14 protein-coding genes are annotated in these 17,133 nt (G+C 68.2%); 11 read left to right on the forward strand and 3 right to left on the reverse strand.

Annotated elements, in window-relative coordinates:
• Nucleotides 1-20: 20 nt before the first annotated feature.
• Nucleotides 21-1,712 (reverse strand): alpha/beta hydrolase, encoded by a 1,692-nt coding sequence (locus NAG42_RS08635; RefSeq protein ID WP_250029279.1) that lies wholly within the window; start codon nt 1,710-1,712, stop codon nt 21-23.
• Between the two features lie 370 nt (nt 1,713-2,082).
• On the opposite strand from NAG42_RS08635, the gene NAG42_RS08640 reads away from it, so the two are divergent.
• From NAG42_RS08640 to NAG42_RS43985, 11 genes are all read left to right on the forward strand, one after another.
• A complete protein-coding gene (locus NAG42_RS08640) occupies nt 2,083-2,487 on the forward strand; it encodes a hypothetical protein (protein WP_250029280.1) in 405 nt (134 codons plus the stop codon).
• Nucleotides 2,484-3,416 carry a hypothetical protein gene (locus NAG42_RS08645; protein ID WP_250029281.1) on the forward strand — a complete coding sequence of 311 codons (933 nt, stop codon included), beginning with the start codon at nt 2,484-2,486 and terminating at the stop codon, nt 3,414-3,416. Before NAG42_RS08640 ends, NAG42_RS08645 begins: the two co-directional genes overlap by 4 nt.
• Nucleotides 3,417-3,428: 12 nt before the next feature.
• Entirely contained in the window at nt 3,429-4,448 is a 1,020-nt protein-coding gene (locus NAG42_RS08650) for an AAA family ATPase (protein WP_250029282.1), read from the forward strand.
• Between the two features lie 7 nt (nt 4,449-4,455).
• Complete coding sequence (locus NAG42_RS08655; RefSeq protein WP_250029283.1) at nt 4,456-6,360, forward strand: hypothetical protein; 1,905 nt, start codon at nt 4,456-4,458, stop codon at nt 6,358-6,360.
• The gene (locus NAG42_RS08660; RefSeq protein ID WP_250029284.1) at nt 6,350-7,609 is read left to right on the forward strand and encodes a CHAT domain-containing protein; all 1,260 of its coding nucleotides are present in this window, start codon (nt 6,350-6,352) and stop codon (nt 7,607-7,609) included. Before NAG42_RS08655 ends, NAG42_RS08660 begins: the two co-directional genes overlap by 11 nt.
• Nucleotides 7,606-9,804 carry a maltose alpha-D-glucosyltransferase gene (gene treS / locus NAG42_RS08665; protein WP_250029285.1) on the forward strand — a complete coding sequence of 733 codons (2,199 nt, stop codon included), beginning with the start codon at nt 7,606-7,608 and terminating at the stop codon, nt 9,802-9,804. The genes NAG42_RS08660 and treS overlap by 4 nt, the downstream gene beginning before the upstream one ends.
• A gap of 109 nt (nt 9,805-9,913) precedes the next feature.
• On the forward strand, nt 9,914-10,168 hold the full coding sequence (locus NAG42_RS08670; RefSeq protein WP_250029286.1) for a hypothetical protein: 255 nt from the start codon (nt 9,914-9,916) through the stop codon (nt 10,166-10,168).
• Nucleotides 10,169-10,374: 206 nt separating this feature from the next.
• Nucleotides 10,375-11,310: a sensor histidine kinase gene (locus NAG42_RS08675; protein ID WP_250029287.1), complete on the forward strand. Its 936-nt coding sequence runs from the start codon at nt 10,375-10,377 to the stop codon at nt 11,308-11,310.
• Nucleotides 11,307-11,807, forward strand: a complete 501-nt coding sequence (locus NAG42_RS08680) for a response regulator (RefSeq protein ID WP_308201127.1) — start codon at nt 11,307-11,309, stop codon at nt 11,805-11,807. Before NAG42_RS08675 ends, NAG42_RS08680 begins: the two co-directional genes overlap by 4 nt.
• Nucleotides 11,797-11,991, forward strand: coding sequence for a response regulator transcription factor (locus NAG42_RS44825; protein ID WP_308201128.1), 195 nt, complete (start codon nt 11,797-11,799; stop codon nt 11,989-11,991). Before NAG42_RS08680 ends, NAG42_RS44825 begins: the two co-directional genes overlap by 11 nt.
• Nucleotides 11,975-12,106 carry a hypothetical protein gene (locus NAG42_RS43985; protein ID WP_284044958.1) on the forward strand — a complete coding sequence of 44 codons (132 nt, stop codon included), beginning with the start codon at nt 11,975-11,977 and terminating at the stop codon, nt 12,104-12,106. Before NAG42_RS44825 ends, NAG42_RS43985 begins: the two co-directional genes overlap by 17 nt.
• A gap of 10 nt (nt 12,107-12,116) precedes the next feature.
• Here NAG42_RS43985 and NAG42_RS08685 read toward each other — a convergent pair whose 3' ends face one another.
• Nucleotides 12,117-14,690, reverse strand: a complete 2,574-nt coding sequence (locus NAG42_RS08685) for a hypothetical protein (RefSeq protein ID WP_250029288.1) — start codon at nt 14,688-14,690, stop codon at nt 12,117-12,119.
• 140 nt (nt 14,691-14,830) lie between these two features.
• Nucleotides 14,831-17,122: a S1 family peptidase gene (locus tag NAG42_RS08690; protein ID WP_250029289.1), complete on the reverse strand. Its 2,292-nt coding sequence runs from the start codon at nt 17,120-17,122 to the stop codon at nt 14,831-14,833.
• Nucleotides 17,123-17,133 lie beyond the last annotated feature (11 nt).

The raw sequence follows: 17,133 nt of genomic DNA on the forward strand, positions 1-17,133 counted from the left end.
GGGAGATGACAGTTGCTTGACTACTGTCGCCGGGCGGGCCGGAACTGCTCGGTGTGCAGGGCGAACGACCGCTCCAGCTTCGGCATCCAGTAGGCGTCGTCGTGCCGGCCCGGCCCGAGCTGGTAGTCGTGCTTGACGCCCTTGGCAGCGAGCAGCGTGCTCATCTGCTGAGCGGCCACCCCGAACCGGTAGTCGTCGGAGTCACCGCCGTCGAAATAGAAACGGTGCCGGCTGAGGTCGGCGGCGCTCATCGAGGCGACCAGGGTGAGCGGGCGCAGCCCGGCGTTCGCGGCCTGCTCGGCCGGCGTACCGACCAGCGGGCCGAAGCTGAGCGCACCCATGTGGCTGGCGATCGAGCTGAACACGGTCGGGTTTCTCAGACCCAGCGTGAAGGCGCCCTGGCCACCCATCGAGACACCGCTGATGCCCCGGTGGTCACGGTCCGGGATCGTCCGGTAGACCCGGTCGACCATGGGGACGATCTCGTCCACGATCATCGACCGGAAGTTGCCGGCCGACGTGTCGACATACCAGCCGCTGTCGCCGTCCGGGAAGACCACGATGGCCTCCTCCAGGTTCTTCTCGGTGGTCAGCTTGTCGAGCACCGTGTCGATGTCCCGCGACTCCCACTCGATGTTGCTGCCGTTGAAGCCGTTCAGCATGTAGACGACGGGGAAGCGCTTGGCCCGCGTACGGGTGTAGCTCTGGGGCAGGTAGACGTTGAACTGCACGCGGCGTGTCATCGCGGCCGACTCGTACTCGTCCCGGAAGAACCGCGACTGGTCACCGAGTTCGACCGGCCGGCGCGCGTCGAAGTAGAGCAGCTCGCGAGCCGGCGCGAGGTTGCCCCAGGTGCGGATCGTGTCGACGACCAGCCGTCCCCGGCCGTCGACGAAGACCTCGGCCTGGGTGTCGGTCAGCGTCGTCCGGCCGGCCCTGAGCTCCGCGATCCGGCGCGCGGCGGTGTCCCCCTGGTGGAAGAAGCCGTCGGCCAGCGTCGAGGCATAGGCCCGGATGTCGCCGGCGGCGACAGCGCGGTGCTGCTTGCTGAGCACGGCACAGACCTGGGCCAATTGCGTACGGGTGGCAGCCTTCCCGGTGATGCCGGCCAGCGTCCGCAGCCGCGCCTTGGAGAAGAGCCCGACCGGCCCCTGGTGGAAGCCGCCCCCACCCGTCCCGTCATAGGCCCGCACGGCGATCACATTGGTGGCGCCCCACCGCAGCAGCCCGTCGGCCGGGTAGTACTCCCGCGGCACCTCCCACGTCGAGTCGAAGGTGGGCGGGAACCCCCCGGTACGCCCGATCTCGGTGCCGTTGAGGAACGTCTGATCGGCGTCATCGATCTTCCCGAGCGCCGCCACCACCGCCGAGTCGGTGACACCGGCCGGCCGGGCCGGAAGCGTGAACGTCTTGCGGTACCAGGCGAAGCCGTCGTAGGCGGCGAGGTCGGTGACGGTCCCCCAGTTGTCCGGCACGCTCCAGTCCCGCCAGCCACTGTCCACAAACGAGGGCTCTGACCAGCCCGGGTCGTCTCCCGTGGTGAACTTCCAGCCGCTGCCGGCCAGGTCCACCCCGAAGTCGACCGACCCGGTGGTGGCGCACGAGGTGTCCTGCGGTGGGCCGGCCTGAGCCGCCGACGGCACTCCCACCGCGGTGGCCAGGACTATGACGGTGCTGAACAGCGCCCGACGGCGCCGACGAGTCGAAGACATGCCCGCTCCTGCGTTGCGTGATCGAACAAAAAACGCGGTGGCCGAACACTCGCAACGTTTCGAACCGATGTCAACGGTGAAACGTATCGATTCTGTGCGCGTGAACACTGCAGCTGGTTTAGCTTCCCGTATTCCTGTTGGAAGATGTTCGTACTCCGGTTCCGGGTATCTGGCGCAACCGCACTTCGCCACTCGTGCAGATCCTGCGAATTCGAAAGGCGCGCAGTGACACGCACAGTGGGGAACAGCCAATCCACCTGGACCAGTCGAACTCGACGCGGCAGGAGGATTGACGTTCGCAGTGGCATCGTGTGATCTGGACACTCCGTCACGACCCGTGTGATGGCGGTGATCACTGAACGGCGAGGGTGTGGACCACGACGAGCTGGCTTTCGAGCTGACCGGATTGCTCGACCGGTGGGCACCCACGGCAGCCGAGACAATCGATCTCAGCGGCGCCGCCTCGTACGACGCGGCCCAGCTCGACGTCGACTACTACTTCCGCGAGCACCCCGGAGTGGATGCCGCCACGGTAATCCTCGCTGGCGTGAGTATCGGTGTCGTCTCGCGGCGCAGCCTCGCCCGCAGCCAGGGCACGGCCGCCGACTCCAATGTCGGCACCGGAGAGCGTCTGGAACTCACCGTCGACTCCACGCAGTACCGGCTGCTCGTGTTCGTTTGCCCCGACTGCGGGACTCAGGACCATCGCATTTTCTACGATCCGCGCGACCTACCTCGCTGCGCCGGACACGGCGAGATGGCGCTGCGCCGATGAGCCTTGAAGCTGCGGGTAAGCCGCCAGACACCTTGGCCTCATCACGGTTCTTCCGGACCGGTTACCTGCCTACGTATGCGGGTGCTCTGTTCCTGATCATGTTGGTCTGGGCCGGCGCCCCGTTCGAACGGGTGCACTTCGATGAGGCGTGGAAGACCGCCAAGAGCCTGACCGTCATCGAGGCTCTGTTGCTGGCCCTTGGCATCGTCCTGATCGCGGTCATCCTGCAGCCCCTTCAAGCCGGCCTGGTGCGGGTGCTCGAAGGGGAATATCCGTCCTGGCTCGGGTCGGGCCTGGCCAGACGGTTCCACAGATGGCGCCGCGCCTTGCTGGCCGACCGAGCCGAGTCACGTCTGAAAGCTGCCGTCGGCGCTCCCGGGCACGACCAGCTGATCCAAGAAGCCGGAGTCGCTGCACAACGCCTCCGAAGTCGCTACCCGGCTGAGTACAACGTCCGGCCCACCACTCTCGGCAATGTCCTCGCCGCCACCACGGAGACTGCGGGAGCCGCGTACGGGCTGGACGCGGTGGTTGCCTGGCCGCGACTTTATCCCCTGCTCCCGGATCCGTTCCGCGCGATCGTGGATGATCTGCGGGACAGTTTGGACGCTTCGGCACGGCTGTGCGCCGTCACGGCGCTGACCGCGGTCGCCACGGCAGTGCTCGTCCTTCCGCGATCTGGCTGGTGGGCACTGCTGGCTGCGGCGCCCGCGGCGCTTGCCGCGCTCAGCTACATCGGCGCGGTACGAGCGGCGACGGCGTACGGGGCGGCCGTTCGTTCTGCACTCGACGTGCACCGGTTCGCTCTCGTGAAGGCTTTGCACCTGCCGCTTCCGACTGACCACCAGACCGAACGCCTGCTGAATCAGCAGATCAGCGACTTGCTGCGCCAAGGGGTCCCGCTCCTTCGTCCGTACGTTCACGAGTGATACGAGGCGCCGATGACCAGCCCAGCCCAGCCGAAGGTCGGCGATCCGCTCGTCCTGCCCTACAGCCGGATCGTCGGACAGGCGACGTTGCAACTCGCACTCGAGATCTCCTACGTCGAACCGGCCGTCGGCGGCGTGCTGGCCACTGGTCAACGCGGCACGGCCAAGTCGACGACGGTTCGCGCCTTCGGCCGCATGGTGTCCGGCCGACTTCCGGTGACTCTGCCGATCGGCGCTACTGAGGACCGGATCGTCGGCGGTTGGAGCGTGGAGGATCTGGTCGACGGCCGCACCGTCTGGAAGGCGGGGCTGCTCGAGGAGGTGGGCGGCGAAAAGGAGCCCGGGACGACCGACGAGGCGGGTGGCAGGAAGATTCCCGGAATGCTGTACATCGACGAGGTCAACCTGCTTGAGGACCACCTCGTCAACATCATCCTCGACGCGGCCGCAACCGGGATCCTGACGGTACAGCGCGACGGCGTCAAGAAGGAGAACGTGAAGGTCGCCTTCAACCTGGTTGGCACCATGAACCCCGAGGAAGGCAGCCTGCGGCCGCAGCTGCTGGACCGATTCGGCCTGGTGATTCCGGTGCGAGCGGCAAGCGAGGCCAACCTGCGATCCCAGGTGCTGACCGAGGTTCTGGACTTCGAGCAGCAGGTCATCGAACTCGGCGGGAAGGTCGGAGCTCTTTACCGCGACGACAACAAGCGCTACCTCCAACTTGAGAACGCGCGGCAGCGGCTCGATGACGTCGCCGTCCCGCCGGGGATCATCGAGATTGCCGGCCGGATCGCGGAACTGTTCGACGTTGAGGGCCACCGTGGCGAGCTGGCCATGCTCCGCGCGGCTCGCGCGCTCGCCGCGATCCGGAACAGCCCCGCGATAACGCCGAAACTGCTGGCTGAGGTCACACCCATGGCCCTCATCCATCGCCGGGCCACGAGCGACAGCGGCCGGCTACGTTCCTGGTCCATCGAAGACGACAGTTTATTGGCCGCCTGCCTGGGTGACGTCGCACCGGCGGCGAGCTGACCAAGTCGTGCAGCCGGCAGACACCGTCCTCGAACGGATCACAGGCGTGCTATCCTGCCTTGCCCTCGACTCGCGTCTGGGCGGTGTGCTCTTCATCGATCTGCGTCCCGATCTCCTTCAGCGGCTGGCCACTTGGCTCAACGACTCGCTCGCCGGGCCGGACGGGTCGCATGACATCGTCACGCTGGGCGCGGCCGACACCGACGAAGATCTGTGGTGGCGAGTCAGTCCGCAGAATGTCACGCCAATGGGATTCCGCCCGACACCGGGCCCGCTCATCGATGCGCCCGGTGCGCCACCCAAGACGATCATTGTGCCGGACCTGGCCCGAGCCGGACTGGCGGTGACCCGTGCCGCCACCGTCCTGATCGGATCTTGGGTTGGAGTGGCCGACCGGCACGGGATGCATGCCGAGTGGGCACCTGGCTCTCGGTGGCTGAGCGCCTGCGCGCGATCAGATCTGCCGCGGCTCTCACCTCATCTGCTCGACCGCTTCCCGATGCGGGTGGACGCCCGCGACCTGAGCCGTCAGCCGTTCGATCCGAAGGCCGTGCGGAAATGCCTCGAGACGGCCGGCGACGAGCCGTTGATGCCGGTCCTTCCGGCGCCGATGCCGGTCCGCCGCTGGTCATCCCAGCGACGGCCACCGACGTTGAGTCCTGAGGCTATCGATCTCGTCACGGACCTTATCGGCGCCACCACGGCCCCCCACCGGCGTGATCTCGCGCTCGCCCGTACGGCTCGCGCCATCGCGGCCTGGGAAGTGGCCGACGTCGTCGACGAGGATCACGTCCGGGCCGCGGCGCGGTTGATGGGACTGCCAGTCGGTGCCGCCGACGACAATGCCGTTCCGACCCCTCTGCCGACACCGCAGCCCGCCTCCGCTGTCGCCGAGGAGGTAGTGATTCCGCAGTCGTCGAACGCAACGAGCGCGTCGTCGACCGCGACGAGCGCGACAGCTGAAGCGCGCAGCGAGCGGCCGGAAGTGAAGCCCTCCACCGTACCTGTCGCCGAGCGGAAACCGACCGGCGCGGGCCCGTCTGTCCGGCTCGCGGCGACCGCGCTCCCCCCGGGCCGGGCAGCGTTGATCGAACCGGAGAAAACCCTGTATCCGGAGAACGATGACACCTCGATCGCCGAATACGCGTCGCTGCGTCGGCCATGGCAACGCGTTGGCAGCCCGTCCCAGCGACGAGGAACCATCATCGGCGCCGAACCGACCCGGCAACTGGCGGACATCGCGGTGGTTCCTACGATGCTTGAGGCGGCGAAGTTCCAGTCGGTGCGACACCACCTCACGATTCGCCCATCGGACCTACGCCGGCACCGGCGGCAACCGCTGCCCGATACGGCTCTGGTCCTGATGATCGACCACTCCTGCCGACGGGATTGGAATTTCACCGCCGCTCTGAGCCCGTACCTGCGGTGGGCCTACACCCAACGGTCGGCGGTCAGTCTCATCGAGCTCGGCCACCGCGAGACCGAGGCCGAGTTGCGCGCCATCCGGCGGCGACTGGGCGGCACACTCGACCCCGGACTCGATACTGCGCTTGGCCGGCATCCCGGTCGGGCTACGCCGTTGGCTGCCGGTCTTGACCTGGCAATCCAGGAGATGCGCCTGTACCTCAGGAATCTACCGATTCGTCCGGAGGGCTCCTGGCTGGTCGTAGTGTCCGACGGCCGTGGCAACATTCCTCTGGAGGCGAGCCAGCGCAACTTGCGCCCGACGGCGGTCAACCGGGCGGGTATCGATGACGCGGTGACGGTCGCCGCCGATGCGGCGCGACTGCCGGCCGTCCGAGTGGTGATTTTGGCGCCACCGAGCCTCGCACACTACCGGGACCTTCCGTTCGCATTGGCCGACGCGATGGGCGGAATCGTTGCCCGCACGGAGCCAAGTCATGACGGCTGAGGGCATCGCCCGCCTCTTGAAGGCAGAGCCGGACGCGCCCGGCGGTCGGCCGGACCCGCAGGCCGCAGCGCGGCGCGAAGCGCCGCGGATGCCTTCGCCAGCTGCGGTGGGCATCTCGGTGTCACATGCCGAGAAACAAGATTTAAGCGAAGAGCTCAAGCCGGACACGGCCCTCATGAAGATCATCTGGACGGAGCGCGACGGGCAGGTCCGCTACCGCTTCGAAGGATATTTTCGGGGCCATGTCTGGATCGACGAATCAGCCGGTTGGCGGAAGGCCGCGCCCGACATCGGCGCAGCGCTCGCCGGCCCGGAGGACGGCCGCGACGAGGTCGCCATCCTGACGGCGGCCGTCGACTACTACCAATTCATTCGCCAGTGGTCGGACACGAAGTTCGAACTCGGCAAATGGCTTACCCGGATCCGCCGGGCCGCTGGTCCCGACCTGCATCTGGTCGTCTGGGACGACACGGACCTCGGCATCCCTTGGGAGCTGATCCGGCACAAGCTGGACGGGCCGCCTGACTGGCTTGGCGTGACCACACAGATCACCAGGTGGATGACTATCCGGGACGAGCACAGGCACGATCAGTTCAGTGCGGCGCCGGGGCCGTTCCGATCCGGAGGCGAGATACTGGCGTTCGAAGATCCCCGCTTGGTCGAGGATGACGCGCAGAGCATCGCCGGCTTGGCCAGCTGCCGCCGGATGGCCAAGCTGGGTGACTTACTTGACGAGCTGCTGGCCGAGGTGGACTCATACGGAGTCATCTACGTGCGGGCGCACGGCCGGCACAGCGACGATCTGAGTAAGAAGCGCCTGGCCGACGTGACCCTGGCCGAGTTCGACGACTGGCTCCCGGCTGTCCAGCTGTCCCAACCGATGGTGTTTCTGAACGCCTGCGATTCCGCTACGCCAAGCTTCGATCCAGCCTACGGTGACGCGCTGGGCCACAGCTTCGCCGAAACCTTCCTCCGTAATGCGGCCGCAGCCGTGGTCGCGACCCTGGGCGAAGTACCGACCGGATCATCGGCTGCTCTCGCCCGACGCATCATCCGGGACGCCCGAGCCGGCGGGGTACACATTCCCGAGTTGCTCCGGAGCCGGCGGGCGGACGCCGTCAAGAGCCTCCCGAAGACCACCCGTAACCTCGAGCCGCGCCAACAGGCCGCGATCCTGAATTTCCTCTACACGTCCATGTTCGTGTATTACGGTCACCCGGACGCGATCTTCGCCCTGGAGCAGTCATGACCGAGCCGGTCCGCGCGGTGACCGTCCTACCCGTCGTCAGTTGGCCGCAACGGGTCGAGCCAGGCCAGTCCTACCTGGTCAGCGTTGACCTCACCATCGACGAGACCACGTGGCCGTACGACGACGAAGAGCTGGCCATCGGCTGCATGATCGACGGTCGGCCGCTGTGCGAGGTCCGAGCTCTGGGCGATCCCGGCGTGGTGCTTCACCGCTTCGGGGGTACCTACGGCCCGGCGCAGTTCATCGCCCACGTGTCCGAACAGGCCCAAGACTTCACTGGTGCCGCACTCTGGCTCACGCTTACGACGTCCGGCGGAGTTCCTTTTCACACCGTGCGTCTGCCCATCGACGGCACAGCTGCCGAGCCAGGGGCCACCATCCCGGGTCCGCGGAAGTCGCCGGTGCCATCCGCCCGGCCAACGACCAGCCCGGACGAAGGAGCAGCCATGCCGACGGGGAAGCCAGCCGACGAGATCACCGTACTAGCCTCGGTGGTCGAGCCACCCACGGCAGACGACTTCGGCCGGGCCAGGTCGCTGCCTGCCGACCGCACGTGGTTCCAACGGGCGGTGTTCTACGAGGTGCTGGTCCAGTCCTTCTACGACTCGAACAGCGATGGCTGGGGAGACCTCCGTGGTCTCATTGAGCGCGTCGACTACCTGCAGTGGCTCGGGGTGGACTGCCTCTTGCTGGCGCCGATCTTCGACTCGCCGTGGCACGAGGGCGGCCACGACATCCGCGACTTCTACAAGGTGTCCTCCGAGTTGGGTACGGTCGAGGACTTCGTTGCTTTGTTGGACGTCACCCACAAGCGGGGCATCCGGGTGGTCTGCACGCTTGTCCTGAACCACACCTCGGACCAGCACCCGTGGTTTCAAGAATCCCGGCGTGAGCCCGACGGGCCGTATGGCGACTTCTACGTATGGAGCGACACCGGCGACCGCTACCCGGAGGCTCGGCTGATCGAAATTGGCGGCGAGGAGCAGAACTGGACGTTCGACCCGATCCGTCGGCAATACTTCTGGCATCGCTTCTCACGCCAGGAGCCGGATCTCAATTTCGACAATCCAGCCGTGCAGGAGGCAGTGATCGACGTGCTGCGCTTCTGGCTCGATCTCGGCACGGACGGCTTGCTCCTGGGGTCGGTCCCCTATCTGTTCGAGCGTGACGGCACCGCCAGCGAAAATCTGCCTGAGACGCACGCCTTCCTCAAGCACTGCCGCAACATCGTCGACATCGAATTCCCGGGCCGGGTCTTGATGACCGACGCGAATCAGTGGCCGGCTGACCTGGTCGAATATTTCGGCGATCCCACCACCGGTGGCGACGAAATGCACATGGCCTACCACTACCCGCTGATGCCCCGCATCTTCATGGCGGTGAGGCGCGAGTCCCGCTTTCCGATATCCGAGATCATGGCACAGACACCGGCCATCCCGGGAAACTGCCAGTGGGGCATCTTCCTGCGCAGCCATGACGAGCTGACACTGGAGTTGCTTACCGACGAAGAACGCGATTACATGTACTCCGAGTACTCCAAAGATCCGCGGATGAAAGCGAATTCCGGTATCCGCCGCCGACTCGCGCCGCTGCTCAACAATGACCGCAACCAGATCCAGCTGTTCACCGCTCTGCTGTTGTCCTTGCCCGGCTCTCCGATGCTCTACTACGGCGATGAGATCGGCATGGGCGACAACATATGGCTCGGCAACCGAGACGCCCTACGGACGCCGATGCAGTGGACGCCCGACCGAAATGCCGGTTTCTCCACCGCCGAGCAGTACCACATGCACATCCCGGCCAACTCGGACACGCGTTACGGCTACACGTTGGTAAACGTCGAGAATCAACGCGACGATGCCAGCACACTGCTGAATTGGACGCGTACGATGCTGGCGGTAAGACGCAGACATGAGGCGTTCGGGGCCGGCACATTCCGTGAGCTCGGCGGATCGAACCCATCAATGCTGGCCTTCCTGCGCGAAGACGGAGACGACGTAGTCCTATGCGTAAACAATCTTTCGCGTTTCTCGCAGCCCATCGAACTGAATCTGCAGCACTGGAACGGATACACGCCAGTCGAACTTTTCGGGCATGTAAATTTTCCGCGTATCGGTCAATTGCCGTACTTGCTCACGGTGCCTGGCCACGGCTTCTACTGGTTCCAGCTATGCGGTTCCGAGGATGACCAATAATAAATTGGGCGGCGGTCCGCGAGTGTAGCAGCGGAGAAGGCGGTCTCCACCCTGATCTCCACCCTCGGATGGTGCCGGTCCACCCTCCTCTGTTCGTAGCGTTCGGGGCATGAACGAGCCGAACTCTCGGACCAGGGAAGTCGTCGAGGCCACCAGCCATCTGCTCAGCGGGAACCGGCGCAGCCGGACGTCGCGGGTGGCCGGGGCCGTCGTGGGCAAGGTGCTCGAGCAGGAGGGTGGAAAGGTGACCGGGCGGGTTGTGGTGGCGGTTCTTGTCGTGCTGGCCGTGGTGGGGGTGGCTTTCGTCGCCTACCGTCTGCTGGTGCTCGATCTGATTTTGACGGTGTTGCGGGAACGCGACTGATGCTGGGCCGGCTCGGGCGGGCGGGACTCCGGCTCTTACGGGCCGACGACCCGGAGACGGGCTGGCTGGGTCCGGGTTGTGCTCACCGGCCTGCTGGGCTGGTCGCTGCTCTTCTATCCGGGGGTGGAGAGCACGCTCGTCCGGCCGGCGCTCGTTCCGAGCTTTGTCTGCTGGACCTTCTGGATGGTGGCCGACAGCGGTTTCCGGTGCCGGCCAGGGGTGCGCTGGCGGCGGCCACCCTGGTGCCGGCGGTGTCGGCTCTGCCGAACAACGGGGCCGCCCACCTCTTTCTCTACGGGTCGCTCTTCACCTTTGTGCTGCTGCCGCGCATGCCGCTGTGGGCGATCCTGTCGCTGACCGGGGCGCTCATCGTGGTGCTGCTGGTGGGGTTGCGAATCGCCGGGCACGGTCCCACCGCGCTGCTGACCCACCCCGCCCTGATCATTTTGGTTGTGCTCTTCAGCCTGCACCGTCGCGAGCATCGGCTGCGGGCCGAGCAGACCGAACTGCTGCTCGAGCAGACGTCGCGGACGCAGGAGGCGCAGGCCCGGGCCGCCGCGCTGGATGAGCGGACCCGCATCGCTCGCGAGCTGCACGACGTGCTGGCCCACTCGCTGGGCGCGCTGGCCGTGCAGCTCGAAGTCGCGGAGGCTCAGCTCACCGAGAAGGGCAACGTCACGGCGGCCGGGGAACGCGTGCGACGGGCCCGGCGGCTGGCCGCGGACGGGATGATCGAGGCGCGGTCGGCGGTGGCGGCGTTGCGGGCGGATGTGCCGCCGCTGGCCCGGGCGCTCGGGGACCTGATCGCCGTACACCGGGAGAACTTCGCGGCCACGGCTACCCTGCGTGTCGCGGGCACGCCGCGCGCTCTGCCGTCCGGCGCCGAGGTGTCCCTGCAGCGCACACCGCGCGAGGCTCTGACCAACGCCGCCCGCCACGCCCCGGGCGCGCCGGTCACAGTCACGCTCGACTACGCCGGCACCGCGGTCCGGCTCACGGTGGAGAATCCGGCGACCGGGTCAGAGACCGGACCGGGGTACGGGTTGACCGGCGCCCGGGAGCGGCTGGCCCTGGTCGGTGGCACCCTGGAGGCAGGCATGGCCGACGGCACGTGGCGAGTCACCGCGGAGGTGCCGGGATGACCAGCAAACCGTTGCGGGTGCTCGTCGTGGACGACCAGCAACTCGTCCGGGAAGGGCTGACCGCCCTGCTCGAGCTGACCGACGGCGTGCAGGTCGTCGGCTCGGCGGGCGATGGCCGGCAGGCGCTCGAACTGGTCGCCGATCACCGGCCCGACGTCGTGCTGATGGATCTCAAGATGCCCGTTCTCGACGGCGTGGCCGCCACCGCCCAGATCCGCGACCGCTTCCCCGACGTGGCCGTCGTCGTGCTGACCACCTACGCCGACGACGAGTCGATAGCCGGCGCCCTCGCGGCCGGGGCACGGGGTTACCTGACCAAGGACGCCGGTCGCGCCGAGATCGGCCTGGCCCTGCGTGCGGCCGCGGACTGGCCAGTCGCTGTTCGACCCGGCTGTCGCCGCCCGGCTGACCGAGGCCATGAGCCGTCCGGCCGCGCCGCCCCAGCGGGAGACGCTGCCCGACGGGCTGACCCAGCGCGAGGCCGAGGTGCTCGGTGAGATCGCGCTGGGCCGCACCAACGGCGAGATCGCGGCCGCTCTCTTCGTGGCCGAGGCCACCGTGAAGACACACATCAACAACGCCGCCAAGATCGGTGCGCGCAACCGCACCGAGGCGGCAAGCTATGCCCTACGGCACGGCTTGACCTCGACGAGAGACGACCACCATGGACGACGCCCCTGAAGAAGAGCAGCCCGACACGTACGAGATCGACGGCGACACGATCGTGCCGGACGTCTCGCTCGAGCCGGACGCCGACGACTCCGGCTCGAGCGAGTGGCACCGCGACGCGGACTGACCGACGCGGCCTAACCGACGCGGAACGGGTATTCGGTGACTGGTGAGAGCGATCCATCGGTGAACACCTGCTGCACAAAGAGCGTGCTGCTGCCGCTCCGGACCGGCGTGTACGAGACGTCGGTGATCCAGGAGGCCGGGTCAGCCGGGCTGGTGGTCACCGGGCCGTCGTCGACGTGCCACCGGTACGCGACGGTGAACTCCGCGGTCATCCAGGTGGAGAAGCTGAACGTGCCCGGCACCCCCGGACCGCCGTTCTCGCTCCAGTCGTCCCAGGTCGCCATCACCGAGACCGCCGGATCGTCCACCGGAACCGTCAGATCCCGGACGGTCGACACCGCGCCGTCGCCGGTGACGCTGACGACGTGCAGCGATACGGAGCCCGCCGTCTCCGGCGTCCAGGTCAGCGTCGCCGTGCCGTCCGGACCAGCGGCCAGCGTCCGGTCCTCGTCACCGAGACCCCAGTTGTACCGGTACTCGACGACACCGGGCCGGGCCGGCTCGAACGTCGCGGTGGCCGGCAACCCGGCGACCGGCCACGGACTGAACGGCCCGCGCACGGTGACCAGCGGCGCGTCCGACACGTGCACCGTGATCGTGGTGGCCGGCGAGAGCGTGCCGTCGGCCAGCTTGGCCCGGGCGGTGAACGAGGCGTCCCCGGCCCGCGTCGCGATCACCTCGACATAGCTGAGGAAGCCCTCCTCGACGGTCTTCTCGGGACCGCCGTCGTAGCTGTAGACGAAGCCGGCGACGCCGGGCAGCTCACTGAGCAGCTCGATCTTCACCGGCCGGCCGACGCCGTCGTAGCCCGGCAGGCCCTCGCTGACCACCGCGACACCCGGGTGGGTGTCGATCACCGAGAAGCTCGAGACGGTGGGGTCGGAGAGCACCCCGTCCGCGGTCACCGACCGGACGGACAGGCTGAAACGACCGCCCCGCGGGGGTGTCCACGGCAGAACCGCCGTCCCGTCCGGAGCCGCCTCGACCGTCTCCTCGCCGTCGCCGAAGTCGTAGCGGTACGCCACGACACCGGCGGCCTTCGGGCTGAAGCGGAACGAGCCCGTGTCGCCCAGGATCGGGGTCAGGTCCCAGCGGAACTCGTCGGAGCCGACCGCCGGCTCGTCCTTGACCGGCACGTCCTGCGTGCTCGACCCGATCAGCTTCGATCCGGCGTAGGCCCGCATGGTGAGCTTGTGCGTCCCCTTGGTGGCGAAGACGATCCGGGCGGTCGCGGCGCCGCCGACCACGGGCAGCCGGACGGCCGGGCCGTCGTCGACCGCGTACTCGAAAGCAGTGGCGTCGGCCGCCCGGGAGCCCAGCGTGATGGTGCTCGGCAGGCCGACCCCGCCCACGGTCACCGTGGCGAACGGCGCGGTGTCGCGCACATGGAAGCGGAAGACCTGGAACGGGCCCCGGTTGCCGGCCGCGTCGACCGGGCGCACCCGCAACTGGCCCGGGCCCCGGGAGCTCGGGGTCAGGCCGATCTTGGCACGGCCGCCGGGCCGGCCGGTGGCCACCTGCTGCAACAGGCGGCCGTCGCCGAAGTCGTAGTCGTACGCCACGATGTCGCGGTTGTCGGCCGCGTCGACCACGAAGGTGCCGGCCACGCCCGGTCCGCCCGAACCCGGGTAGTCGGGCACCCCGTACTGCTGGGAGTGGATGACCGCCGGGGTGGCCGGCGCGGTGTTGTCCACCGTCAGATAACACGGCTTCGACCACGGGCTCTTGTCGTCCCGGTCGTCGGCCTGGGCCGCCCACGCCAGCACGGTGCCGTCGGCGAAGCCGGTCAGGTCGCGGACGTTGCCGCCCTCCGAGCGCTGGTCCGGGTGGTCGACGGGCCAGAACGCGTACGAGATCTGCGGGGTGATGCCGTTGTCGGGGTCGACCGCCGTCGCACTGAACACGACGTTGTTGCCGCCCGCGGACGGGTGCCTGGTCAGTGTGCCGCAGGGCCGATCCGGCTTGAGCAGCTCACGGGTCGTCACCTTCGGAACGGTGTTGGACTGCAGGCTGAGCGCGAACCGCCGCATCGTGCGGCCGAGCGCCCCGTCGCCCTCGTCGGCGGCCGAGACCCGTACGCCGAAGGTGATGGCCTTGTCGTGCCGCGAGATCGCTGCCTTGAGCTGCGGCAGCACGTCCACGCCGAGGTAGGCGCCGGGGCAGGTGCCCGGACCGAGCGGGGCCGACCGGACCAGTTCGAGCTCGCGCGGCGGCCGCTGCCAGCTCGACTTGCCGGTGACCGCGGTCGTGCGCCACACCTCGACCGGCGCGACCCGGCTGCAGTCCTCGGCCGAGCGCTCGGTGGAGTAGAGGTTGGCGAGATGCAGGGCCTGCTTCTGGTACGGAGTCAGGTCGTACGTGAAATAGGCCCGATGGGTCCGGCCGTCGATGGTGCCGACGGGTGCGTCCCCGGCCGGGTTGACGGTGACCGCGGCCGGTTCGCCGGAGTCGGTCCAGGTCCACGCGGTGAGCGTGGCCGCCGTGTAATTCATGGCCTGCGCCGGCTGGCCGGCCGCGCCGACGGCAACGATCGAGCCTGTCGTGGCGACGGCCGCGCACAGCAGGGCTCTCTTGAGAATATGCATGGTGGCTCCCCGATTTCCCCGCCCGGGATTGGTCGTCCGGGCCGGGGGCGACGGAGCTTAACATCGTCGATGTCGCAGCCGTGTCCAGACAGGACAAGGGGCCCGGCAGCTTGTCGGCTGCCGGGCCCCGCGTCGTGGGATCAGGCCCGAGGGCCGTACGAGATCGGGTCGGTCCAGTCGATGCCGGGACCCTGCGCGATGCTCGGGAACAGCAGCGCCACGCCGGACGAGTCCTTGGCCAGCAGCGAGTCGCGGCCGGTCGCAGCCGAGCGCACGGCGGCCAGGTCACGGTTGCCCCACCCGGTGCCGGCCTTGTCGATCACCACGCCGTCGTCGAGCGCACCACTCGCCGTACCGGGGTAGATCCGCAGCTTGCCGGTGGCCGTCTCGACCGTGACCAGGTCGAGATAGCTGTCCTCGTTGAACTTGCCGGTGATGTTCTGCTTGCAGCAACCCCAGCCCCGGCCGACCAGTGTGCCGGTGTTGCTGAAAGCGCCCCCGGCGGCGGTCTGCGGAAACTTGGACCACAAGTTCGTCGACGTCTCGATGGCATACAACGCCGGATACGTGTCGTCGTCGAGCTTCGCCACGGTCATGTCCCGGTACCCGCCCCAGCCGGTGCCGATCTGACCCTTGCCGGTCAGGGCACCGGTGGTGGTGCCGGTGTAGAGCAGCAGCTGACCGGAGTCGGTGAGGACGAGCAGGTCGTCGACGGCGTCCCGGTCGACCCGGCCGACCACCAGTTCCTTGTACGTGCTCCAGGTGCTCGACAAGCGAGCCGGCGAACCCCAGGTGCCGGCCGTCGTTCCGGGGAACAGCCAGCCCACGCCCTCGGCGTCGATCCCGATCAGATCCGGGTTGCTGTTGCCGTTGAACTCGCCGCTGACCAGGCGCACCATGTCGAACGGCTGGCGCTGCCACGCGGTGCCGGCCAGTGTGGTCCGGTCGGCCCAGCCGCCCTCAGCGGTGCGCTTGTGCACGTACAGGGTGCCGGAGGCGGAGTCGATCGAGAGCAGCCCGTCGAGGCCGGTGCTGTCGAACTTGCCCGCGGCCAGGTCGGACGCGCCACCCCAGGTGGTGCCGGCGTCGAGCACCACGGCCTCGGCGGGCCGGCCGTTGGCCGTTCCGGCGTAGAGCCGCAGCCGGCCGGTGGCCGAGTCGACCGTGACCACATCGGGGTACGCGTCGCTGTTGAACTTGCCGAAGGTGTTCTGCTTGCAGCAACTCCACCCGCCGCCGACCGATGTGCCCGTGGTCGAGAAGGCGCCGCCCGCGGCGGTCTGCGGGAACTTGAGCCAGCTGCCGGTCGCCGTCTCGATGGCATACAGGGCGTCGGAGGTGTCGCCACCGGTCCGGCCGAGCGCCAGGTCGCGGTAGCCGCCGTACCCGGCGCCGATCTGACCCTTGCCGGTCAGGCCGCCGGCTGCGGTGCCCGTGTAGAGGAGCAGCTGACCGGAGTCGGTGAGGATCAGCAGGTCGTCGTAGGCGTCGCGGTCAACCCGGCCGACCACCATTTCCTTGTACGTGCTCCACGTGCTCGACAGCCGCGCCGGCGTGCTCCACGTCGAGGCCGACGTGCTGCGATACCACCAGCCCGCGCCGTACGTGTCGACCCCGATCACATCCTGGAAGCCGTCCCGGGTGAACTCGCCGAGCACGACCTTCCGCAGGCCGGCCGGACGAGCCGAGATGTTCGACGTGATCCACCCGGCCAGGTCGTCGACCCGGGTCTCGTAGCCCTCACCGCGGGTCTCCGAAGCCGGCTCGCCGACACAACCCTTCTGCCACGACGAGTCGCTGATCCCGACCAGCTCCACGCCGCCCGCGACCTCACGGAACGCCGGCCCGCCGGAGTCGCCCTTGCAGAGCGTCGCGCCGGCGGACGCACCCACGACTTCCACTGCGGAATCGGTGACCGACTGCACGGTGAACGTGCCGGCGTGCAACCGGGGCGGCACCCACTCGGTCGCAGTACGCCCGAACCCGGCGATCCGCAGCGTGTCGCCGGCGGCCGGTGCGCTCTTGCTGATCGGCGCCGGGGTGACACCGGTGACCGCTCCCGACAGCTGGGCGAGCACCACATTGCGGTCCGGGTGCGGAACCAGCCTGGTGACGTTCAGTCGTCTGCCGGCCGTGGTCGACACGTCGGTCCGTCCCACCACCACGGTGGCCGGTCGCGTAGGCGTCGCCGCCGTCACCGGCGCAGTGCCCTCGGCGAAGCACTCCTTGGCCGTGACCACCCATTGCGGCGCGATCAGCGCACCGCTGCAGCTCTGGACATCGCCGAAACTGACCTTGGCCACAAAAGGCAGAGCCCCGTCGGCAACTTCATCGGCCCCAGCCAGAGCCAGAGCCGAGCCACCCCCGAGAAAACTCGCCGCGAGCGCCGCGGTGATCAGGCAACTCCCCCATGCATGCGCACGTTTGCGCACAGTCACTCCCT

Source organism: Paractinoplanes maris (assembly GCF_023544465.1).
GTDB lineage: Bacteria > Actinomycetota > Actinomycetes > Mycobacteriales > Micromonosporaceae > Actinoplanes > Actinoplanes maris.